At 72.4% G+C, this 22096-nt stretch carries 19 protein-coding genes; 4 read left to right on the top strand and 15 right to left on the bottom strand.

Annotation, left to right across the window (positions count from 1 at the left end):
- Positions 1–158: 158 nt before the first annotated feature.
- From ABTW87_RS22030 to lysS, 4 genes are all read right to left on the bottom strand, one after another.
- On the bottom strand, positions 159–815 hold the full coding sequence (locus ABTW87_RS22030; protein WP_350652819.1) for a C39 family peptidase: 657 nt from the start codon (positions 813–815) through the stop codon (positions 159–161).
- A gap of 588 nt (positions 816–1403) precedes the next feature.
- The gene (locus ABTW87_RS22025; RefSeq protein ID WP_350652818.1) at positions 1404–3941 is read right to left on the bottom strand and encodes an ATP-dependent Clp protease ATP-binding subunit; all 2538 of its coding nucleotides are present in this window, start codon (positions 3939–3941) and stop codon (positions 1404–1406) included.
- A 464-nt stretch (positions 3942–4405) separates the two neighbouring features.
- Positions 4406–4756, bottom strand: a complete 351-nt coding sequence (locus tag ABTW87_RS22020; RefSeq protein ID WP_350652817.1) for a histone-like nucleoid-structuring protein Lsr2 — start codon at positions 4754–4756, stop codon at positions 4406–4408.
- Between the two features lie 112 nt (positions 4757–4868).
- A complete protein-coding gene (lysS, locus tag ABTW87_RS22015; protein ID WP_350652816.1) occupies positions 4869–6377 on the bottom strand; it encodes a lysine--tRNA ligase in 1509 nt (502 codons plus the stop codon).
- Between the two features lie 92 nt (positions 6378–6469).
- On the opposite strand from lysS, the gene ABTW87_RS22010 reads away from it, so the two are divergent.
- Positions 6470–7216 carry a class I SAM-dependent methyltransferase gene (locus ABTW87_RS22010; RefSeq protein WP_350652815.1) on the top strand — a complete coding sequence of 249 codons (747 nt, stop codon included), beginning with the start codon at positions 6470–6472 and terminating at the stop codon, positions 7214–7216.
- On the opposite strand, the gene ABTW87_RS22005 is transcribed toward ABTW87_RS22010, so the two are convergent.
- Positions 7198–7956, bottom strand: a complete 759-nt coding sequence (locus ABTW87_RS22005) for a type III pantothenate kinase (protein ID WP_350652814.1) — start codon at positions 7954–7956, stop codon at positions 7198–7200. The genes ABTW87_RS22010 and ABTW87_RS22005 overlap by 19 nt on opposite strands.
- A gap of 118 nt (positions 7957–8074) precedes the next feature.
- Here ABTW87_RS22005 and ABTW87_RS22000 point away from each other — a divergent pair, with 118 nt between their 5' ends.
- Positions 8075–9157, top strand: a complete 1083-nt coding sequence (locus ABTW87_RS22000; protein WP_350652813.1) for a DUF5919 domain-containing protein — start codon at positions 8075–8077, stop codon at positions 9155–9157.
- Position 9158: 1 nt separating this feature from the next.
- On the opposite strand, the gene nadC is transcribed toward ABTW87_RS22000, so the two are convergent.
- From nadC to ABTW87_RS21970, 6 genes are all read right to left on the bottom strand, one after another.
- Positions 9159–10055, bottom strand: a complete 897-nt coding sequence (gene nadC / locus ABTW87_RS21995) for a carboxylating nicotinate-nucleotide diphosphorylase (RefSeq protein ID WP_350652812.1) — start codon at positions 10053–10055, stop codon at positions 9159–9161.
- Complete coding sequence (locus ABTW87_RS21990) at positions 10052–11743, bottom strand: L-aspartate oxidase (protein WP_350652811.1); 1692 nt, start codon at positions 11741–11743, stop codon at positions 10052–10054. The genes nadC and ABTW87_RS21990 overlap by 4 nt, the downstream gene beginning before the upstream one ends.
- Before the next feature lie 99 nt (positions 11744–11842).
- On the bottom strand, positions 11843–12736 hold the full coding sequence (locus ABTW87_RS21985; RefSeq protein WP_350652810.1) for a septum formation family protein: 894 nt from the start codon (positions 12734–12736) through the stop codon (positions 11843–11845).
- A 113-nt stretch (positions 12737–12849) separates the two neighbouring features.
- Positions 12850–13278: an aspartate 1-decarboxylase gene (panD, locus tag ABTW87_RS21980; protein ID WP_350652809.1), complete on the bottom strand. Its 429-nt coding sequence runs from the start codon at positions 13276–13278 to the stop codon at positions 12850–12852.
- A 25-nt stretch (positions 13279–13303) separates the two neighbouring features.
- Entirely contained in the window at positions 13304–14152 is an 849-nt protein-coding gene (panC, locus tag ABTW87_RS21975; RefSeq protein WP_350652808.1) for a pantoate--beta-alanine ligase, read from the bottom strand.
- Between the two features lie 55 nt (positions 14153–14207).
- Complete coding sequence (locus tag ABTW87_RS21970; RefSeq protein WP_350652807.1) at positions 14208–15155, bottom strand: Rossmann-like and DUF2520 domain-containing protein; 948 nt, start codon at positions 15153–15155, stop codon at positions 14208–14210.
- A gap of 175 nt (positions 15156–15330) precedes the next feature.
- On the opposite strand from ABTW87_RS21970, the gene ABTW87_RS21965 reads away from it, so the two are divergent.
- Positions 15331–16434, top strand: coding sequence for an SAM-dependent methyltransferase (locus ABTW87_RS21965; protein WP_350652806.1), 1104 nt, complete (start codon positions 15331–15333; stop codon positions 16432–16434).
- Positions 16431–17597 carry an NADH-quinone oxidoreductase subunit D gene (locus tag ABTW87_RS21960; protein WP_350652805.1) on the top strand — a complete coding sequence of 389 codons (1167 nt, stop codon included), beginning with the start codon at positions 16431–16433 and terminating at the stop codon, positions 17595–17597. The genes ABTW87_RS21965 and ABTW87_RS21960 overlap by 4 nt, the downstream gene beginning before the upstream one ends.
- 186 nt (positions 17598–17783) lie before the next feature.
- Here ABTW87_RS21960 and ABTW87_RS21955 read toward each other — a convergent pair whose 3' ends face one another.
- The 4 genes from ABTW87_RS21955 to ABTW87_RS21940 all read right to left on the bottom strand — a co-directional run bounded on the left by ABTW87_RS21955 (position 17784) and on the right by ABTW87_RS21940 (position 22096).
- Positions 17784–19397 (bottom strand): 6TM ABC transporter family protein, encoded by a 1614-nt coding sequence (locus ABTW87_RS21955; RefSeq protein WP_350652804.1) that lies wholly within the window; start codon positions 19395–19397, stop codon positions 17784–17786.
- 96 nt (positions 19398–19493) lie between these two features.
- Positions 19494–20498, bottom strand: a complete 1005-nt coding sequence (locus tag ABTW87_RS21950) for a glycine betaine ABC transporter substrate-binding protein (RefSeq protein WP_350652803.1) — start codon at positions 20496–20498, stop codon at positions 19494–19496.
- Between the two features lie 180 nt (positions 20499–20678).
- Complete coding sequence (locus ABTW87_RS21945; protein ID WP_350652802.1) at positions 20679–21434, bottom strand: ABC transporter permease; 756 nt, start codon at positions 21432–21434, stop codon at positions 20679–20681.
- A complete protein-coding gene (locus tag ABTW87_RS21940; protein ID WP_350652801.1) occupies positions 21407–22096 on the bottom strand; it encodes an ABC transporter permease in 690 nt (229 codons plus the stop codon). Before ABTW87_RS21940 ends, ABTW87_RS21945 begins: the two co-directional genes overlap by 28 nt.

Genomic DNA, 22096 nt, shown 5'->3' with positions numbered 1-22096 from the left:
ACGAGTCCGCCCGGGACGGGCGGCGGGCGGCAGGTTCGGGGAAGTTGCTGCCTCCGTCTGGGTCGAGGCAGCAGTTTCCCCGAAGGTGTCGCCTGGTGGCGTGGGCGGGGGCGACGAAAGGGCCGGCCCCGTCAGGGGCCGGCCCTTGTCGTGGTGGGTCAGCTGGTGCTGTAGCCGCGGGTGGCGATCCAGTCGGCGAGGGCCTCGGTGGTGATCCAGTACTCGGCGGTGTTCGGGTTCGCCGAGTCGGCGATCTTCACCTGGTCGCCGCCGTCGCGGTAGCCGGTCACGGAGATGTAGTGCCCGCCTTCGAAGGAGTGCACGCCGCCGTCGATGTCGGTGGCGGTGCCGGCGATGTTGGCGACCACGGCGCGGCCGTCATCCACGGTGCGGATGATGTCGGCGCGCAGCTTGTCGGTCTGCTTGTCGTCGGCGGTGGCGCCGGAGATCTCGACGCTGCGGTAGACATCGCGACCGGTCTCCTTGTTCAGCACCGGGGTGATGTCGTTGATGGAGTTGGTGCCGGCCTCGGTGGTGCCCATCCGCTCCGCCATCGAGTCGACGTCGATGTCCTTGCCCTGCACGGACAGGGCGTTACGGGCCGCGGCCGGACCGCAGTAGTAGAAGTTCGGCTGCGCCTCGTAGTCCACCCGCAGCTCCCGCTCACCCTTGCCGGGCTTGCGGTCGGCCTGCACGGCCGGCTTGTCCGCCGGGGCGGCGGCGAGGGCGGCGGTGGCCGGAGCGGCCACGGCGCCACCGGTGACGAGCAGACCAGCAGCGGTCAGAACGGTGTTACGCAGAAGCTCGGTACGCATGATGATCGAAGCCCTTTCGCTCGGGGGTGACGCGCGCGGCGGCAGGGGGATGCCGTGAGCCCGGCGCGGTCAGTGAAAGGTGGATCAAGAACCCGGCCCGGCAGGGTTGCTGCTCGGGCGTCCGGGGAGATGTAACCATCGCGGGCCGGGGGTCATTCCGGGTCCCGCGGGGCCGAGCCTCTCCCGGGGGCGGGAGCGGTTGGCCGCACCTGCGGTCACGGCATGTACAACGACCGGGCCCACCCACCCATTCCGCGCCGGCAGTGGCCCCCGCCACGCGACAGCGCATCCGAAACCGGGCGGCCCGCCCACAGCGGCGGTCACCGAACCGGACATAGCGTCGATCGGGCCCCCGGATCCGCCAGCCCGACGGATTCGGGCTCGGCGGGACACCGGCGACGGGCCGGCCGTACCCGCACCACCGCCGCCGACTTCATCTCGGTGGCAGCGCGGTGTCCGAGGCGATTGATGCCGCGACGCCGCTGGCACGGAGTCGATCAAGCCTGCCGGAGCGAATCAGGCCCACCAACAGGGCGACGGCCCGGTGGCTTCCACCACCGGGCCGTCGCCCGTTCAGTTCCGCCCGGCTTACGCCGCGTCGTCCGCGCCGGTGGCGGCGGTGCCGCCGAGGTCGGCCGGGACGGCGTCCGGCACCTCGACCGGCTTGTCCGCTCCCCGGAAGACGAGCTTGGACTTGTCGATGTTGTTCGGGTCGCCCTCGCAGTCCACCACGACGATCTGACCCGGGGTCAGCTCGTTGAAGAGGATCCGCTCGGACAGGTTGTCCTCGATGTCGCGCTGGATCGTGCGGCGCAGCGGCCGCGCGCCCAGCACCGGGTCGAAGCCCTTCTTCGCCAGGTACTTCTTGGCGTTGTCGGTCAGCTCCAGGCCCATGTCCTTGTTCCTCAGCTGCGTCTCGATCCGCGAGATCATGATGTCCACGATCGAGAGGATCTCGTTCTCGCGAAGCTGGTGGAAGACGATGGTGTCGTCGATCCGGTTGAGGAACTCGGGCCGGAAGTGCTGCTTGAGCTCGTCGTTGACCTTCTGCTTCATCCGGTCGTAGTTCGACTCGGAATCCTCAGAGGCCTGGAAGCCCAGCGACACCGCCTTGGCGACGTCCCGCGTGCCGAGGTTGGTGGTCAGGATGATGACCGTGTTCTTGAAGTCCACGATCCGACCCTGGCCGTCGGTGAGCCGACCGTCCTCAAGGATCTGCAGGAGCGTGTTGAACACATCCGGGTGGGCCTTCTCGATCTCGTCGAACAGGACCACCGAGAACGGCCGACGCCGCACCTTCTCGGTCAGCTGCCCGCCCTCGTCGTAGCCGACGTAGCCGGGAGGGGCACCCACCAGCCGGGAGACCGTGTACCGGTCGTGGAACTCGGACATGTCCAGCTGGATCAGGGCGTCCTCGCTGCCGAACAGGAACTCGGCGAGCGCCTTGGACAGCTCGGTCTTACCGACACCGGACGGGCCGGCGAAGATGAACGAGCCGGACGGGCGCTTCGGGTCCTTCAGGCCGGCCCGGGTACGCCGGATCGCCTTCGAGACCGCCTTGACCGCGTCCTCCTGGCCGATGACGCGCTTGTGCAGCTCGTCCTCCATGCGCAGCAGGCGCGAGGTCTCCTCCTCGGTCAGCTTGTAGACCGGAATGCCGGTCCAGTTGCCGAGCACCTCGGCGATCTGCTCGTCGTCGACCTCGCTGACGACGTCCAGGTCGCCGGCCTTCCACTCCTTCTCCCGCTGGGCCTTCTGGCCGAGCAGCTGCTTCTCCTTGTCGCGCAGCTGAGCGGCCCGCTCGAAGTCCTGCGCGTCGATCGCGGACTCCTTGTCGCGGCGCACCTGGGCGATGCGCTCGTCGAAGTCACGCAGGTCCGGCGGCGCGGTCATCCGCCGGATCCGCATCCGGGCACCGGCCTCGTCGATCAGGTCGATCGCCTTGTCCGGCAGGAAGCGGTCGGAGATGTACCGGTCGGCCAGGGTGGCGGCAGCGACCAGCGCGGCGTCGGTGATGCTGACCCGGTGGTGCGCCTCGTACCGGTCCCGCAGACCCTTGAGGATCTCGATGGTGTGGGCCAGCGACGGCTCACCCACCTGGATCGGCTGGAAGCGGCGCTCCAGCGCGGCGTCCTTCTCCAGGTGCTTGCGGTACTCGTCGAGCGTCGTGGCGCCGATGGTCTGCAGCTCGCCACGGGCCAGCATCGGCTTGAGGATGCTCGCCGCGTCGATCGCGCCCTCGGCGGCACCCGCACCGACCAGGGTGTGGATCTCGTCGATGAACAGGATGATGTCGCCCCGCGTGCGGATCTCCTTGAGCACCTTCTTGAGGCGCTCCTCGAAGTCACCGCGGTAGCGGGAGCCGGCCACCAGCGCACCGAGGTCGAGGGTGTAGAGCTGCTTGTCCTTCAGCGTCTCGGGCACCTCGCCCTTGATGATCTTCTGGGAGAGGCCCTCCACGACGGCGGTCTTGCCGACGCCGGGCTCACCGATCAGGACCGGGTTGTTCTTGGTACGGCGGGAGAGCACCTGCATGACCCGCTCGATTTCCTTCTCGCGCCCGATGACCGGGTCGAGCTTGCCCTCCCGGGCGGCCTGGGTCAGGTTACGGCCGAACTGGTCCAGCACCAGGCTGGTCGACGGCGCGGCCTCACCCGGCGCGGCGCCCGCAGCGGCCGGCTCCTTGCCCTGGTAGCCGGAGAGCAGCTGGATCACCTGCTGGCGGACCCGGTTGAGGTCCGCACCGAGCTTCACCAGCACCTGGGCGGCGACGCCCTCACCCTCACGGATCAGCCCGAGCAGGATGTGCTCCGTGCCGATGTAGTTGTGGCCGAGCTGCAGCGCCTCACGCAGCGACAGCTCCAGCACCTTCTTGGCCCGCGGCGTGAACGGGATGTGCCCGCTCGGCGCCTGCTGGCCCTGGCCGATGATCTCCTCGACCTGCTGACGGACGCCCTCGAGGGAGATGCCGAGGCTCTCCAGGGCCTTTGCCGCGACACCCTCACCCTCGTGGATCAGGCCCAGCAGGATGTGCTCCGTACCGATGTAGTTGTGGTTGAGCATCCGGGCCTCTTCCTGGGCCAGGACGACAACCCGTCGCGCTCGGTCGGTGAACCGCTCGAACATGCCCTCGTGCTCCTCACGTGCCGTGCGCCTTGATGGTCTAGATCTTGGCGGGGCCGGTGCGCGGACGACCGGGACGGGCGTCCGTGCCTCATTACTCTATCGCCGCGGACCGACTCAGCTGAGGTCGTGTGTCTCCGCCAAATGCCGGGTACGCGTCGTTTTGCACAACCGTCCGCGCTCAGAAGGTGTTCCGGTAGCCCCACCTCTACGCGCAGAGCGAAATTCGGAGACCCCGTACACCGTCCTCGACGACGGGCGGGGCGCCCGCACGGCCCCGGTCCGGGTCGCCGGGACTCGTCCACAGGCTGTGGACAGAATCTCCACCGGCTGTGGACAACGCGGGTGCCCCGGGGTTTCTTCCCGCCGGTGGCGACCCACGGGCGGGGCCGCCGGCCGCGCGCCGAACCCGGAAACGACGGCGCCGGCCCGGAGCGGTGCTCCGGGCCGGCGTCGGGTCTCGCGCCTCAGTGGCCGGCGCGGGAGTGGTACTCGTCGACGATCTCCTGGGGGATGCGGCCCCGGTCGGAAATGTCCTTGCCGGCCTTCTTGGCCCAGGCCCGGATCGCCTTGTTCTGCTCCCGGTCGGCGGTGGCACCGCCCCGACCCCGGGCGGCCCGGCCGCCCACGACGACGCCACCCCGGCCCACCTTCGTGCCATGGGCGATGTACGGAGCGAATACGTCCCGCAATTTCTCGGCGTTGCCGGCCGACAGGTCGATCTCGTACTGAACACCGTCGAGGGAGAACTTGACGGTCTCGTCAGCGTCCCCGCCGTCCAGGTCATCGACCAGCTTATGAATGATCTGCTTGGCCACGTCCCACATTCCTTTCGAGCAGGGTGCACCTGCGAACTCGCAAGAGCACAATAACCCGTATGGCGCTCTGCGCGTCAATAGGATGCGGTAAAGAGTCGGGAAGACCGACCGGTCACTCGGGCCGGACCAGCGGGAACAGGATAGTTTCCCGAATTCCCAGGCCGGTCAGTGCCATGAGAAGCCGGTCGATTCCCATTCCCATGCCACCCGACGGCGGCATTCCGTACTCCATGGCCCGGAGAAAGTCCTCGTCGAGCCGCATGGCCTCGTCGTCACCGCGCGCCGCGAGCTGCGCCTGCGCCAGCAGGCGCTCCCGCTGGACCACCGGGTCCACCAGCTCCGAGTAACCCGTGCCCAGCTCGAATCCCAGCACGTAGAGGTCCCACTTCTCGGTCAGGCCCGGCTCGGTGCGGTGCGCCCGGACCAGCGGGCTGGTCTCCTCCGGGTAGTCCCGCACGAAGGTGGGCTCCTGCAGACCCGGGACGACCAGTTCCTCGAACAGTTCCTCGGCGAGCTTGCCCGGCCCCCACTTCGGGTCGACGGCCAGGCCCACCTTGTCGGCGTACTCGACCAGGCGCGCCCGCTCGGTGCGGACCGTGACCTCTTCGCCGAGCGCTTCGGAAAGGGATCCGTACAGCGTCACCGAACGCCACTCGCCGCCGAGGTCGAACTCGCGGCCGTCGGCGTGGGTCACCACCGTCGAGCCGGCGACGGCGACCGCCGCCCGCTGGACGAGATAGCGCGTCAACTCGCCGATCGTGTCGTAGTTGCCGTAGGCCTCGTACGCCTCCAGCATCGCGAACTCGGGTGAGTGCGACGAGTCGATGCCCTCATTACGGAAGTTGCGGTTGATCTCGAAGACGCGGTCGACGCCACCGACCAGCGCGCGCTTGAGAAACAGTTCCGGCGCGATTCGCAGATACAGATCCGTGCTCAACGCATTGCTGTGGGTCACGAATGGGCGGGCGGCGGCTCCACCGTGCAGCAACTGAAGCATCGGGGTCTCCACCTCGATGAAGCTCCGCTCGTGCAGCGATTCGCGCAGGCTGCGGACGGCGGCCGCGCGGGTACGCACCATCTGGCGCGCCTGCGGACGGACGATCAGGTCGACGTAACGCTGCCGGACCCGGGCCTCCTCGCTCAGCGGCTTGTGCGCCACCGGAAGCGGGCGGAGGGCCTTCGCGGTCACCGCCCACTCCTCCGCCAGCACCGACAGCTCGCCGCGCCGGCTGGTGATCACCTCGCCGGTCACCCCGACGTGGTCGCCGAGGTCGACGAGGCGCTTCCAGTCGTCCAGCCGCTGCGCACCGACCCGGTCCAGGGAGAGCATCGCCTGGAGTTCGGTGCCGTCGCCGTCCCGCAGCGTCGCGAAGCAGAGCTTGCCGGTGTTACGGATGAAGATCACCCGGCCGGTGACCGAGGCCCGGTCGCCGGTGGCCGTGTCGGTGGGCAGCTCGGCGTACTTCTGCCGGATCTCCGCCAGGCTGCTGGTACGCGGATAGCCGATCGGGTACGGCTCGACGCCCTCGGCGAGCATCCGGTCCCGCTTCTCCCGGCGGACCTTCAGCTGCTCGGGAAGGTCGTCGGCGGGGTCGACTGGCACGGCGTTCTGCTCGGTCACGGCACGCTTCCTCAGACGGAGAATTCGGGCGGGGGTCAGGCCCCGAGCGTACTCAAGGGGTTGGGTGGTCGTTACGGGATAACCTGCCCGCCATGACCGAGCCCACTGAAGCCCTCTCGTTCGGTGTCGCTGCCGCCGACTACGACCGGTACCGGCCCCGCTATCCGGAGGCCGCCCTGCGCTGGGCACTTGCCGGTCTCCGCGCGCCGGCGCGGGTCGTCGACCTGGGCGCCGGCACCGGCATCCTCACCCGGGGCCTGCTGGCGCTCGGCCACGAGGTGACCGCCGTCGAGCCCGACCCGGGGATGCGCGACCAGTTCGCCGCCGGCACGCCGGGCCCGCCTGCCCTGGCCGGCAGCGCGGAGTCGGTCCCGCTGCCCGCCGGGTACGCCGACGCGGTGCTGGTCGGGCAGGCGTACCACTGGTTCGACCGGGAGCGCGCGCACCCGGAGATCGCGCGGGTGCTGCGGCCCGGCGGGATCTTCGGCGCGATCTGGAACCTCCGCGACGACCGGATCGGGTGGGTGGACGAGCTCAGCCGGATCGCCGAGATCGGCGACACCGTCGATCACCTGCGCGGTTTCGTGACCGGGTTCGGAGCGTCCTTCACGGAGCCGGAGTGGGGCGAGTTCGCGCACGTCACCGTGCTGAACCCGGACGAGGTGATCGCGATGGTCCGGACCCGCTCGCACTACCTGGTCGCCGGGCGGCAGGAGCGGGCGCGGGTCGAGCGCGAGCTGCGCGACCTGTTCGCCACGCACCCGGACCTCGCCGGACGTGGGACGGTCGAGCTGCCGTACCGGACGCTGGCGATCCGCGCTCAGGTGTTGCGGTCGTAGACCATCCGCAGACCGATCAGGGTGATCATCGGCTCGTGGTGGGTGATCGTCCGGCACTCGTTGATCACCAGCGAGGCCAGTCCGCCGGTGGCGATGACCGCCTTCACCTCGCCCAGTTCCTCGGCCATCCGCTCGACGATGCGGTCCACCTGCCCGGCGAAGCCGAAGTAGAGGCCGGCCTGGAGGCACTCCACGGTGTTCTTGCCGATCACCGAGCGGGGCCGGGTCGCCTCGACCTTGCGGAGCTGGGCGGCACGGGCGGCCAGCGCGTCGAAGGAGATCTCGATGCCCGGGGCGAAGGCGCCGCCGAGGAATTCGCCCCGCCCGCTGATGACGTCGAAGTTGGTGGTGGTGCCGAAGTCCACGACGATCGACGGGCCGCCGTAGAGCGTGTACGCGGCAAGCGTGTTGACCACCCGGTCGGCGCCGACCTCCTTGGGGTTGTCGATCGCGAGCTGCACCCCGGTCCGCACGCCGGGCTCGACGATCACGTGCGGCAGGTCGGCGTAGTAACGGTCGAGCATCGTCCGCAGCGAGCGCAACGCCGCCGGCACGGTGGAGCAGGCGGCCACCCCGGTGATCTCGACGGCGTCCCCGGCGAGCAGGCCGCGGAACTTCAAACCCAGCTCGTCCGCCGTCGACCGCGCATCGGTCTTGATCCGCCAGGAATGCACCAGCTTGTCGCCGTCGAAGGTCGCCAGCACGGTGTTGGTGTTTCCGATGTCGATGCAGAGCAGCACGAACGCAGCCTAGACAACGGCCGGGCAGGCGGAGCGCGCAGCGGCCGGCGGACCGTATGCTGGTCCAATCACGACATGAACATCGGTCGATCCACGGCGCGCCGGACGGGGAGCGGACATGTCGCGGATGTGGTGGCTCCGAGCGCGCAACGCGCTGCGCCGGCGCCGCCGGCACGTGCTCGTCCTCGCCGTCCTGGCCGGCGGCGCCCTCTGGATGGTCGTCCAGGCCTGGCGCTCCGGGCAGACCTTCCGCGGTGACCTCTACCTGAACGTCGGCGCCGCGCTGATCATGACGCTGCTGACGTACGTCGTGCTGAACCCGCTCTTCCGGGAACTCCAGACCGCCAGCATCATCGAACACCCGCGCCTCGACCGGGACGCCCTGATCGAGCGGGTGGCCCAGTCCCGGGAGACGGTGGCGATCCTGGAGACCTGGACCAGCATGCTTGAGGGCCCCTACGCCGCCCGCTTCGCCGAGGCCCTGCGCTGCGCCCTGGCCAACGGTGCCGTCGTCCGGGTCCTGCTGCTGGACCCGGACTCGCCCGCGGTGCGGCTGCGCGGCGCCGAACTGCGGCGGCGGGACGCCTCGGTGGCGATCCTCAACAACGTCTGGCACCTCGCCCGGCTCCGGGAGCAGCTGCCGGAGTCGAGCCGGGCCCGGCTACGGGTCCGCATCTACAACGCCGCGCCGTCGGTCCAGATGTACCGCTGGGACGGCAAGGCGTTCATCTCGTTCTTCCCCGTCCGCGGCAGCACCTTCGACACCCAGCAGATCGAGGCGTACGTCTCCACCCCGCTCGGCGAGTTCGTGGCCGACCGGTTCACCGAGCTGTGGGCGACCGCGCCGGTCCGCGACCTGGCCGACTGTCTCACGCTGCGGCTCTGCCTGCGGCAGGCCGGCCGCGAGCTGGAGACCTGCAAGGCGCTCTACGTCCAGGTCGACGGGGACTGGTACATCGCCGGGCGGGACCTGGTCCGCAACGTCGCCCGGCACGGCCTCGCCGGGCTGACCGTGGTGCTGGACCGGCCCGAGGTGGCCGGCCAGGTGTTCGACCTCGGGGAGGCCGACGAGTTGGCCCCCGAGGTCTACCACCGGGTGGTGGAGCTGTTCCGCGCCAAGTACGGCCTCGACGGCCGCAACGACACCGAGAACCGGGTGATCTTCAACCTGGTGGCCACTCGCCTGTCCCGGGCCGCCTGACTCACTCCGCCCGCAGGTCCAGCGCGATGTCCAGGATGGGCGAGGAGTGGGTGAGCGCGCCGACCGACAGGAAGTCCACGCCGGTGGCCGCGTACTCGGCCGCCACGCCCAGGGTCAGGCCACCGGTCGCCTCCAGCTCGGCCCGGTCCCCGACCGCGCACACCACCTCGCGCAACATCTCCGGGCTCATGTTGTCCAGCAGCAGGAACGCGGCCCCCGCCTCGACCGCCTGGATCGCCTCGGCCACCGTGTCCACCTCCACCTGCACCGGGACGTCCGGGAACGCCTCGCGGACCCGCTTGAAGGCCGCCGCCACCCCGCCGGCCGCCAGCTTGTGGTTGTCCTTGACCATCGCGACGTCGTGCAGGCCCATCCGCTTGTTGGTGCCGCCGCCCGCCCGGACCGCGTACTTCTCCAGAGCGCGCAGGCCGGGAGTCGTCTTGCGGGTGTCGAGCACCATCGCCTTCGTACCGGCCAGGGCGTCGGCCCAGGCCCGGGTGTGGGTGGCGACGCCGGACATCCGGGAGAGCAGGTTCAGCGCGGTGCGTTCGGCGGTGAGCAGCAGCCGGGTCGGGCCGGTCACCGTGGCCAGCACGTCGCCGCGCGCCACCCGCTGCCCGTCGCGGGCGACGAGCGACACCTCGACCGTACGGCCGGCACCGGTCACCTCGCCGACCAGCTCGAACACGGCGGCGGCCACCGGCAGCCCGGCCACCACGCCGTCGGCGCGGGCCACCAGGTCGGCAGTGTCGGTCTGGGTGTCCGGGATGGTGGCGACGCTTGTCACGTCGAGGAAGTCCGGTCCCAGGTCCTCGACGAGCGCCCCGGTGACAACCTGGCGTACCCGCTCCGGGTCCAGGCCACCGTCGCGCAGCGCCCGCTCGGTCTCCTCGGTCATGCTTCCTCCCACTCACGCGTCAACCGACCCTGCGTCCCGATGGCGCCGACCAGGTGGCCGCGCCACCGCTCGTCGGCGACCGGATAGTCCTCCCGCCAGTGGCAGCCCCGGGTCTCCTGCCGGGCGTACGCGGCGGCGACAAGCGTCGACGCCACGGTGAGGAGGTTCGTCGCCTCCCAGTCCGGAGTGCGGGGCACGCCGCGCCCGTCGCCAAGGGCGCCCAGCGTGGCCGCCGTCTCGGCCAGCGTCGCGGCCGACCGCAGGACACCGGCACCCCGCGTCATCGCCCGCTGGAGAGCGGGCGTGCCCCCGGCCGGCAGCACCCAGCCGTCGCCGCCCGTCCAGGCACCGGTCGCTGCGGGCTTCGGCTGCTCCGGCAGGCCGGTCGACAGGTCGTCGGCGATCCGGCGGGAGAACACCAGCCCCTCCAGCAACGAGTTGCTGGCCAGCCGGTTCGCGCCGTGCACGCCCGTGCAGGCGACCTCGCCGCAGGCGTACAGGCCGGGGATGGAGGTACGGCCGCGGAGGTCGGTGCGTACGCCACCCGAGGCGTAGTGGGCCGCCGGGGCCACCGGGATCAGGTCGGTCGCCGGATCGACGCCGATGGCCAGGCAGGACGCCACGATGGTGGGGAACCGCCGGGCCAGGAAGTCACCGCCGAGGTGACGGGCGTCGAGGAAGACGTGGTCCGCGCCGGTGGCGAGCAGCACCCGGTGGATGCCCTTCGCCACCACGTCCCGGGGGGCCAGTTCGGCCAGCTCGTGCTGCCCGACCATGAACCGCTTGCCGTCCGAGTCCACCAGGTACGCGCCCTCGCCCCGCAGCGCCTCGGAGACCAGCGGCTGCTGCGCGTGCCCGGCGCCGGGCACCCGGGCGGCCTCCGGAACGATCAGCGCGGTCGGGTGGAACTGGACGAACTCCACGTCGGTGACGGCGGCGCCGGCCCGCAACGCGAGCGCCACCCCGTCGCCGGTGGAGACCGCGGGATTGGTGGTGGCGGCGAAGATCTGTCCCATCCCACCGGTCGCGAGCACGACCGCACGGCTCAGGATCGCACCGACGCCGTCCTCGCTGCCCTCCCCGAGCACGTGCAGGGTCACGCCGCAGGCCGGGCCGAGGCCGCCGGGACCGTCACCGGGGGCCCGGAGCAGGTCCAGCACCAGGGCGTGCTCGACGAGCCGGATCCACGGGTCCCGGCGGACCGCGGCGTGCAGCGCCCGCTGCACCTCCGCGCCGGTGGCGTCGCCGCCCGCGTGCACGATCCGGTCCGCCCGGTGGCCACCCTCCCGGGTGAGCATGAGCGAACCGTCCGGGTTGCGGTCGAACTCCGCGCCGATCCGCATCAGCTCCTTCAGCCGGGTCGGCCCCTCCTCGACGAGGACGCGTACGGCCGCCGGGTCGCAGAGGCCGACGCCGGCGATCTCGGTGTCCGAGGCGTGGGCCGCCGGGCTGTCGTGGGGATCGAGCACGGCGGCGATGCCGCCCTGCGCCCAGCGCGTCGAACCCTCGTCGATGTCGACCTTGGTCACCACCGTGACGTGCAGCCCCGCCGCGCGCAGGTGCAGCGCGGCGGTCAGCCCGGCGACACCGGAGCCGACGACGACCACGTCGGTCGTCTCCACCCAGCCGGGCGCGGGCGCGGCCAGCAGGCGGGGCAGGGCCGGCAGGTCGACGGTCGGTAGGTCCATGCCCCCAGTCAACCCGAAGGTCCCTCGCAAGGGGCGGCCGGGGCCGGACGAGTGGTTTGGGCTATCGCGTGCCGGCTGCCGCCCGACCGGCCGTTTCGGTCACCGGGTGCGGACCGGCAGCCGGGTCGGGCCGGCCCCCTTGAGCGAGCCGGTCACCGTACGGTCACTGAGCCACAGGTAGCAGCGGACACCCCGATCGCCCACCCGCCACCGCCCGGCACCGGGCGGGCGGACCACCACGTCGGCGCGCAGGCGGAGCGTCACGTCGTCCGCCACCCCGGCGAATCGGGCAATGGCGCTGCGGCAACCGGTGTAGAAGGGCGCCCAGTCCGCGTCCCTCGCCGGGTACGGGCGGTCCGGCGCATGCCACACCCCGACGAACTCGGCGTCGTGGCGGGCACCGCACTCCGCCGGCAGCAGCGTCTCGACCCCGCCGCCCCGGTCCCGGCGGCTCTGCTGGCACCCGAGGCGCAACGGCGACGGCCCGGTCAGCGCGTCGCGGAGGCTGCCGCTGCGGGTGACCACGGTCGCGGCAGCCTCGGCTGTGGTCACCTCCGACAGATCACAGCGGTACCAGCGGGAGCCGGACGCCCAGCCCGCCGCCGAGGGCACCGCCACCGCGAGACGCAGCCGCCCGGCCCGCCAGTCGTCGCCCATATACGCGCTGGTCCGGGTGTCGCAGTCGGCGAACGCACCCCGGAAGTCGGTCGAGCCGGCGGCCGGACGGTCCGCCTGCTCGGCCGGGAACGCCCCCATGTGCACCGTCTCGACCCGATGCGGAACGTCGCAGTCCACCGGCCGGTACGTCTCGAGCGTCACCTCCGCCGTGAAGTCGGCGACGTGACAGACGCCCGCCTCGGGTGTGAACGGCCCGGCGGCGGGCATCGCCCGCCAGTCGTCGGTCAGGTCACCGTCGGTCGGCCCGGCGCACCCGGCCAGCAGCGCTCCCACCACGACGAAGACCGAGAAACCACGCCCGACCCGCTGCCCCACGCCGCCTCCCCCAGCCGGCCCGCCCCGCTCAGCGTAACGCTGAATGACACACCCGTAACAGACCGGATGTGCGCCCGCAGGGCTCGCGCTCATCCACCTCCCGGTGGGACGGGTCAGGATGCGCGGGCGGCCAGGGGATTCGGGATCGGGGCGCCGGCGGTGCCGGGGGCGGCGGTGGTCGGGTCGGCCGTCAGGTCGACGATGCGGTTCGCCGGATCCACATGCACGACCTTCGGCTGGTAAGAGCGGGCCTCGGCGTCGTCCATCTGGCCGTACGAGATCAGGATGACCAAATCACCCGGGTGCACCAGGTGCGCTGCCGCACCGTTGATGCCGATCACACCGCTGCCCCGCTCGCCGGGGATCACGTACGTCTCCAGCCGGGCACCGTTGGTGATGTCCACGATCGCCACCTGCTCACCGGGCAGCAGGTCGGCCGCGTCCAGCAGGTTCTGGTCCACCGTCACCGATCCGACGTAGTGCAGGTCGGCCTGGGTCACCGTGGCTCGGTGGATCTTCGACTTGAGCATGGTGCGCAGCATCGGAGCGCCTTTCGGGGTGGTGGGGTCAGGAGCGCGGAGCGAGGTGGACGGGTGCGTTGTCGATGAGCCGGGTGGCGCCGACCCACGCGGCGACGAGCAGCCGGGCCGGACCGGCCACCGGCCCCGGCTCCAGATCCGGGTCGGTGAGCACCAGGTAGTCGAGTTGCGCTCCCGGCGTACCGGAGCCGAACGCGGCGTGCGCGGCGGCCAGGACCGCCCCGGCGTCCGCGCCCGCGGCGGCGGCCGCCGCGCCCGAGTGCAGAGCGGCGGACAGGCTCAGCGCGGCCGTCCGCTCGGCCGGCGAAAGGTACCTGTTACGGCTCGACAGAGCCAACCCGTCCGGCTCCCGGACCGTCGGCACGCCGATGATCTCCACCGGCACGTCGAGGTCCCGGACCATCCTGCGGACCAGGGTCAGCTGCTGGTAGTCCTTCTCGCCGAAGAAGGCCAGGTCCGGCCCGGTGAGCTGAAGCAGCTTCAGCACCACGGTCAACACCCCGTGGAAGAAGCCCGGCCGGCTCTCGCCCTCCAACTCCTCGCCGAGCTGACCGGGGTTGACCCGGACCCGAGGCTGGCCGCCCGGGTACATGTCCTCCACCGCCGGCGCGAAGACCAGGTCCGCGCCGGCCCGCCGGCAGATCTCCAGGTCCGCGTCGAGGGTCCGCGGGTACCGGTCGAAGTCCTCGTTCGGCCCGAACTGGAGCGGGTTCACGAAGATCGTGACGATCACGGCGTCGGCCTGCTCCCGGGCCGCCCGCAGGAGGGACTCGTGCCCGGAGTGCAGCGCGCCCATGGTCATGACGACACCCACCGTGCCCTTCAGCCCCCCGCGGGCCGCCGCCAACTCGGCACGGGTGTGCACCAGCTCGGTCACGGTGCCTCCTCCCTTCGCGACTGCGGGGCTCGCAAGACCGGCTCACTCCTCGCGCTCACGCAGCCACCTCCCGGTCCCTTCCCCGCAACACGTCCAGCAGCGACTCCGCGTCCACCGGGCGCAGCCGTCCGGCCGCGATCGCCCGGTCCGCGGTCCTCCGTGCCAACGCCAGGTAGGGGGCCACGGATTCCGGTGCGGTGGCCGTGAGCCGGGCCAGGTGACGCTCGACCGTGCCGGCGTCGCCCCGGGAGACCGGACCGGTAAGCGCGTCGTCGCCGAGGCGCAGCGCGTTCTCCAGAGCGGCCCGCAGCAGCGGGGCGAGCACCTTCTCCGGCTGGGCGACGCCGGCGTCGCGCAGCCGGTCGGCCGCCTCGTTGACAAGCGTGACCAGGTGATTTGCGCCGTGCGCCAGCGCCGCGTGGTACAGCGGCCGGTCCGCCTCGCCGATCCACTCCGGCACGCCGCCGAGGTCGGTGACGAGACGAGCGGCGAGCGGGCGCAGCTCCGCCGGGGCGGTCACCCCGTACGAGATGCCGGGCAGGCGGGCGAGGTCGTCCGGCGTACCGGTGAAGGTCATCGCGGGGTGCAGGGCCAACGGGCGGGCGCCGACCTCGGCGGCCGGCGCCAGGACCGCCAGCCCGTGGGCACCGGACGTGTGCGCGATCACCTGGCCGGGGCGCAGCGCGCCGCTGCCGGCGAGGCCGGCGACCACGCCGGCCAGCGCGTCGTCCGGCACCGCGAGCAGCAGCAGATCGGCGGCGGCCCGGGCCACCGAGGTGGCCGAGCGACGGGGAACGGAGGGCAGCAGCAGGGCCAGCCGGGCGCGGGACGCCCCGGAGACCCCGGCGGCGGCGACCACCCGGTGACCGGCGGCGGCGAGGGCGGCTCCCAGCACGGCACCGACCCGGCCGGCGCCGATCACGCCGACGGTCAGGGAACGGGAGACGGGCGCGTGGGCCGGCCGTACGGCGGGCCCCGGACGCGGGCGCAGCGGAGCGCTCATGATGACGATCCAGTCCTCTAGAAGGGGTACCGGTCGATCGCAAGTATGCGCCGCGGCGGCACAGCCGAAACAAGGCTGTGTGAAAACGTTCACCAGCGGCCGTGACTGGTGTTAACAAGGGGCCCCTGCTCTACCGGAGGCGTTAACAGGGGGCCCTTCCTTGAGAGGAGTGCGCATGTCGATTCGCTGGCGGGACGCGATGGAGCGCGCGCTGTACGGCCCGGCCGGCTTCTTCGTCTCCGGTGCCGGACCGGCCGCCCACTTCCGCACCAGCGTGCACGCCTCACCCGCCTTCGCCACCGCGCTGAGCCACCTGATCACGGCGGTCGACGCGGCCCTCGACCACCCGGACCGCTTCGAGGTGGTGGACGTGGGGGCCGGTCGAGGCGAGCTGTCGAGGTCGTTGGCCGCGGCTGTCGGGGTTCCCGGTCGGCCGCCGCCCGGGTCGACGGACGCGGTTCCGCTGGCCCGGCGGGTACGGTTCACCGCCGTCGAACTCGCCCCGCGCCCCGCCGATCTTCCCCCGGAGATCATCTGGACCGACGAGATTCCCTCGGGCATCACCGGCGTGCTCCTGGCCACCGAATGGCTCGACAACGTACCCCTGGACCTGGCGGTCCCCGTCGCGGACGGCTGGCGCTACCTCCTGGTCGACCCCACCTCCGGCCACGAGACCATCGGTCCCCAGCCCGACCCCGCGGACGCGGACTGGCTGACCACCTGGTGGCCGGCCCCCGCCGACATTCGGTCGATCAAGAAGTTTGGGGCCGGTGCGGGCGCGGAATCCGACCAGAACCTCTTGATCAACGGGGCCGGCGGTCGGGCCGAGATCGGGCGGACACGGGACGAGGCCTGGGCTCGGGCCGTCGGCCGGGTCGACCGGGGGCTGGCGCTGGCCGTCGACTACGGGCACCTGCGGGACGGGCGGCCGGTGGCCGGATCACTTACCGGATACCGGGGCGGGCGGCAGGTGCCGCCGGTGCCGGACGGCTCGTGCGACGTCACCGCGCACGTCGCCATGGACTCGGTGGCCGCCGCCGGTGAGCGGGTCGGGCGGTGTGCGTACTCCCTGGTGTCGCAGCGGGAGGCGCTGCGGGCGCTCGGGATCGACGGCGGCCGGCCACCGCTGAGCCTGGCCGCCGCCGACCCAGCGGGGTACGTGCGGGCGCTGGCTGCCGCGTCGGCGGCGGCCGAGCTGACCGACCCGGCCGGCCTCGGCGGGCACTGGTGGCTGCTCCAACCGGTCGGCGTCGCCCTCGACCCGCTCGTGGCACGATGACGGGCATGACCACGGACGCCGACCTCCGCGAACTGACCGTCGGCACCGGCGCGGGCGGGGAGCAGCTCGGCACCGACATGGTGCTCAACATCGGTCCGCAGCACCCCTCCACGCACGGCGTGCTGCGGCTCCGACTGGTGCTCGACGGCGAGCGGGTGGTGAGCGCCGAGCCGATCATCGGGTACATGCACCGGGGCGCGGAGAAGCTGTTCGAGGTCCGCGACTACCGGCAGATCATCGTCCTGGCGAACCGGCACGACTGGCTGTCGGCGTTCGCCAACGAGCTGGGCGTGGTGCTCGCCGTGGAGCGGCTGATGGGCATGGAGGTCCCGGAGCGGGCCACCTGGCTGCGGATGGCGCTCGCCGAGCTGAACCGGGTGCTCAACCACCTGATGTTCCTCGGCTCGTACCCGCTGGAGATCGGCGCGATCACGCCGATGTTCTACGCGTTCCGGGAGCGGGAGACCCTCCAGGCGGTCATGGAGGAGGTGTCCGGCGGGCGGATCCACTACATGTTCAACCGGGTCGGCGGGCTCAAGGAGGAGGTGCCGTCCGGCTGGACCGGGCGCGCCCGCGCGGCCATCGGCGAGGTACGCCGGCGGATGCCGGACCTGGACAACCTGATCCGGCGAAACGAGATCTTCCTGGCCCGCACCGTCGGCGTGGGGGTGCTGTCGGCGGCCGACGCAGCCGCGTTCGGCGCGTCCGGGCCGGTCGCCCGCGCCTCCGGGCTCGACCTTGACCTGCGCCGCGACGAGCCGTACCTGGCCTACGACCAACTCGACGTGCCGGTCGTGACCCGAACCGCCGGCGACTGCCACTCCCGCTTCGAGGTGCTGCTCGACCAGGTGTACGCCTCGCTCGACCTCGCCGAGCAGTGCCTGGACCGGGTGGACCGGCTCACCGGGCCGGTCAACACCCGGCTGCCCAAGGTGCTCAAGGCCCCCGAGGGGCACACCTACGCGTGGACCGAGAACCCGCTCGGCATCAACGGGTACTACCTGGTTTCCCGGGGCGAGAAGACGCCGTGGCGGCTCAAGCTGCGCACCGCGTCGTACGCGAACGTGCAGGCGCTGGCCACGCTGCTGCCGGGCTGCCTGGTGCCGGACCTGATCGCGATCCTCGGCTCGATGTTCTTCGTGGTCGGCGACATCGACAAGTGAGCCGGCCCGGTCGCGGCCGGCCGCTCAGCACGGCCTCCGCGCTCGCGAACGTGCGGCCCCCGCGCTCGCGAATCCGCGGCCGTAGCGCTCGCGAACGTGCGGCCCCCGCGCTCGCGAATCCGCGGCCGTAGCGCTCGCGAGCGTTCGGCCTCCGCGCTCGCGAACGTGCGCGGCCCCGCCGGCCGCTCAACGCCAGCGATCGTCCGCTGACCCGTACCGGCCCGGCTCCGGCGCCCACTGCGGTTCCGGCTGCCGTTGCCGGGGCACCCGCCACTCGTCCGGCACCGGCACACCGCCGCTGGGCAGGGCGGGCCGGTCCTCCGGCTCGTTCCACCCGCCGCGCCACGACTCCTCGCGATCGCGTCCCGGCTCGTCCCGGCGGACCGCGGCCCACCGGTCCGCCACCCGGAACTCGGCACCGCTCTCGTCGGCGAGCACCTCGGCCCGCCGCTCACCCATCCGCAGCTCACGACCCCGGTCGTCGGCACGGACCGCGGCCCACCGGTCACCGGCGCGCAGCTGCGACCAGTACTCGCCCTCGGCGCCGCCGTCCGGCGCGGCCACCCGGCCGTGCTGGTCCGCCGGGTCGTCCCAGGACCGCTTCTCACCCCAGCTCCGGTCGTCACGCTGGTCGGTCCAACCGTGGTCGTCCCACTGTTGCCCGGACCGGGCGGGCTCGTCCGACCCGGCCCACCCATGATCGTCGCGTGCCCGCTCGTCCCGGCCCGACCACGACCGGTCGTCCGCCGGGCCGGGGCCCGACCAGGAGCGGTGGTCGTCGCCGTCCCCGGCCCACGACCGCTCCTCGCCGCCCGAGGACCGGCGACCGCCGTAACCGCCGTACCGGGTGCCGGTCCCACCGAGGTCGGCACCGTCCACGATGGTGTGCCGGGTGGTGACGTGCACGGTCTCGGTGTGCCGCACCACGCCGAGCGGTCGGGGCGCGGCCTGGCCCTCCGGCTCCGGGGACCACCCGCCGTGGCTTGCGCCGGTCCGCTCGGCACCGTACACCCCGGCGGAGCGCTCACCGCTCCCGTACACACCCGCGGCCGGGCGATCGCCGCCGTACACGCCGCCCGTGCGCTCGCCACCGTAACCGCCGGTCTGGCGGTCGCCGCCGTAGCCGCCGGACGCCGGCCGGTCGCCGCCGTAGTCGCCGGACGCCGGCCGGTCGCCGCCGTAGCCGCCGGACGCCGGCCGGTCGCCGCCGTACACACCGCCCGTGCGCTCGCCACCGTAACCGCCGGTCTGGCGGTCGCCGCCGTAGACGCCGGCCGAGCCCGAGGGTCGGTCGCCCCGGTTGTCCTCGGCCCGGCGGCCCCGGTCATCGTCCTGCTCATCCCAGCGCCCGCCGTCCGGGACGTGCGCCCGCCCAACCGGATCCTCGGCCGGCACCCGGGCCCGGCCACCGACCTCGGCCGAGCCCGACAGGGCGGCGGTGCCGGCGTCGAGACGCCGGCGCAGCGCGACGACCGCCTCCTGTGCGCGCTGGGCCTGCTCCATCGCCTGGTTGCCCCGCTGTGCTGCGGCCACCAGCTCCCCACGCAACTCGCGGCGAAGCTGCTCGATCTCCTCCCGCAGCTCCTCGCCACCGGAACCACCGTCGGCGCGCAGCGCGATCGACAGCCCGATCAGCACGACGGCCAGGATGGCCAGCACGGCTGCGAAGCGTAGCGGGCCGTTACCGTCGGCTACGAGCAGGATCAGCGCCGCCACGGGAGCGAGGGCCACGCCGACCCAGAAGAGCGCCGTCAACAGCGACGGATTACGCGTGTCGTCGGTGGCAACCGGGGCGGGCATGGCTGTGCAGCCTACCGAGAGTTGCGTCGCGTGGGAACGGTCGAAGGCGTCCTCCAGCCTGGTTACTCACCAGTAGATCCGCAGGTGGGGCGGGTGTCAGCCCGCGGCGAGTGCTCCGTCGGAGGAGAGGACGAGCCCGACGCTGGCGGCACCCGTCTTCAGGGCGTTCTTCGTCTGCGGCCCGGCGGCGTCGAGGGAGCTGAACGACCCGGCCCGGAAGTCGTAGACCTCGATCAGCCCGGCCTGGCACTTCGGCCGCTGCGGGCACTCCGGCGGGCCGGCCAGGACCGTCGCCTGGCCGGAGCACTTCTCGGCCAGCTCGGACAGCGTCCGCACGCCGTACTTGTCGGCGAAGGCCCTGGTGACGGCGAAGGCGTTCTGGTCCTGCGCGGCGGAGGGCGCACCGAAGACCAGGTTGACCTTGGCTCCGGCCTCCTTCAACGCGGCGACCGTCTTGTCCAGGTCGGGCGAGGAGACCGGCTGGGCGTCCGGCCCGTTCGCCTTGGTGTTGAGGAACTCCGCCATCGTGGCCGCGTACTCGGGGAAGACCTGGATCTCGCCCTTCTCCAGAGCGGGCTCGTACAGCTCACGGCTGCCCACCTGCTGCACCGTGACCTGGTAGCCGGCGGCCGTCAGCGCGATCTTGTACAGCTCGGCGAGGGTCTGGCTCTCGCTGAAGTTGGCCGCGCCCACCACGATCGGCCCGCCCGGGCCCTTCGCGATGCCGGCGGTCAGGGAACTGGCGCCGGCGAACTCGCTCGCCGCGACCGCCGGGGTCTTGCGGTCGACGTCCACGGCCTTGTTCAGCTCAATCAGCTTCGGCGTGTCCAGTGCCGCGGAGACCTTGTCGAGCGCGGCGACGAGCTGCGGCGTCGCGACGTCGGCGTTGACCGCGGGGATGACGTTGTCGCTGTTCTGGAGCTTCTTGTCGTCCGTCAGGACGACCAGCTCGTCACCGGCCACCGGTGCGCATCCGGCGCCCGACGCGGCCGACTCCGGCGCGTCGGTGCCGGACGAACCGGCCTCACCGCAACCGGTCAGCAGCCCGGCCGCCGTGAGGGCGCCGACGGCGCCGATCGCCAAACGTGTACGTGCGCGCATGTCTGCCCGCCTTCCGTGTCCCGGCGCGACCCTCCGGGCCGGCCGCGTGTCCGACGGGCGACTCGGGCCGCCCGTACCTCCCACACAACATCCTCCGGACGGGTACGACAAACCTGGGGCGGGCTTTCGTCACCGGATCGTCACCGGTGCCCGGACACCACCGCGCCACTGAGTCGACGCTCACGCACCGGTGACCGCGTCGGCGGCCCGGCGGCTCGCGCGCCGCCGCCCGATGCGCAGCGGCCGCGGTGTGACGAACCGCTCGACCAGGGCCAGCACCAGCTCCACCAGCACGGCGAGCCCGGCCACGAGCAGACCGCCGGCGAGGATCTGCCCACCACCGGCGGCGATGTCGAGGCCGAAACCGGCGCGGATGATCTGCCCCAGACCGCCACCGTTGACGAAGGAGGCCAGTGCGGCGGTGGCGACCACCTGCACCGCCGCCGTCCGGAAGCCGGCGGCCAGGTACGGGACCGCGAGCGGCAGCTCGACCCGGCGCAGCAACTGCCAGCCGGAGAAGCCCATCCCCCGCGCCGCGTCCCGGGCCTCCGGATCGGCCTGCCGCACCCCGGTGTACGCGTTGGCCAGCAGCGGCGGCACCGCGAAGACCGCCAGTGCCACCACCACCGAGGGCCGGCCGAAACCGAGGAAGGTCAACGGCAGGATGGTGAGCAGGGCCAGCGTCGGCACGGCGAGCGTCAGGTTGGCGACGAGCACGACCAGCCCGCCGCCGCGCCCACGGTGCCCGAGCCAGAGCCCGATCGGCCAGGCGACCAGGCAGCCCAGGGCCACCGCCGCCGCCGACATCGAGAGGTGCTCGCCCAGCCGGTCCAGGATGCCGCCGGGGTTGGTCCAGTTCAACGGGTCGTTGAGCCAGACCACCGCCGCCTCGATGGGGTTCGCCGCGCTCACGCCGGGCTCCGGCGGCGCAGCCACGGGGTGAGCAGGCGCCCGGCCCCGGCCAGGGCGAGGTCGAGCACCAGGGCGAGCAGGACGCACAGCAGCGTGCCGGTCATGATCTGCGCCTTGTAGAAGTTGTTCTGGAAGCCGGCGAAGATCAACTGGCCGAGCCCGCCCCGCCCGACGACCACGCCCACCGTCACCAGGGCCACCGTGGAGACCGTCGCCAGCCGCAGCCCGGTCACGATGCCGGGCAGGGCCAGTGGCAGCTCGATCCGGAACAGCCGCCCCCAGCGGCCGTACCCCATGCCCTCGGCCGCCTCCCGCACCTCGGGCGGCACCTGGGCGAGCCCGGCCAGCGCGTTGCGGACGATCACCAGCAGCGCGTAGAGCGCCACCACGCTGAGCACGGTCACCGCGCCGATGCCCAGGTACGGCGCGAGGAACGCGAACAATGCCAGCGACGGGACCGTGTACAGCACGCCGGTGACCGCCAGGATGGGGCCGGCCAGCGGACGGAACCAGTACGCCGCCACCGCCAACGGCAGCGCCACCAGCACGGCGATGAGCACCGCCCGCCCGGTCAGCGAGGTGTGCTCCCGCAGCGCGGCGAGGATCGTGTCAGAGTTGTCCCGCAGGTACTGCCCGGAGAACCAGGGATTGCCCGGGTCGGCCCGGTAGCTCAGACGGAAGGACAC

This window comes from Micromonospora sp. NPDC126480, from assembly GCF_040302465.1.
GTDB lineage: Bacteria > Actinomycetota > Actinomycetes > Mycobacteriales > Micromonosporaceae > Micromonospora.
The sequence above is the reverse complement of the archived record's forward strand: the minus strand, read 5'-3'. Positions and strand labels throughout refer to the sequence as shown.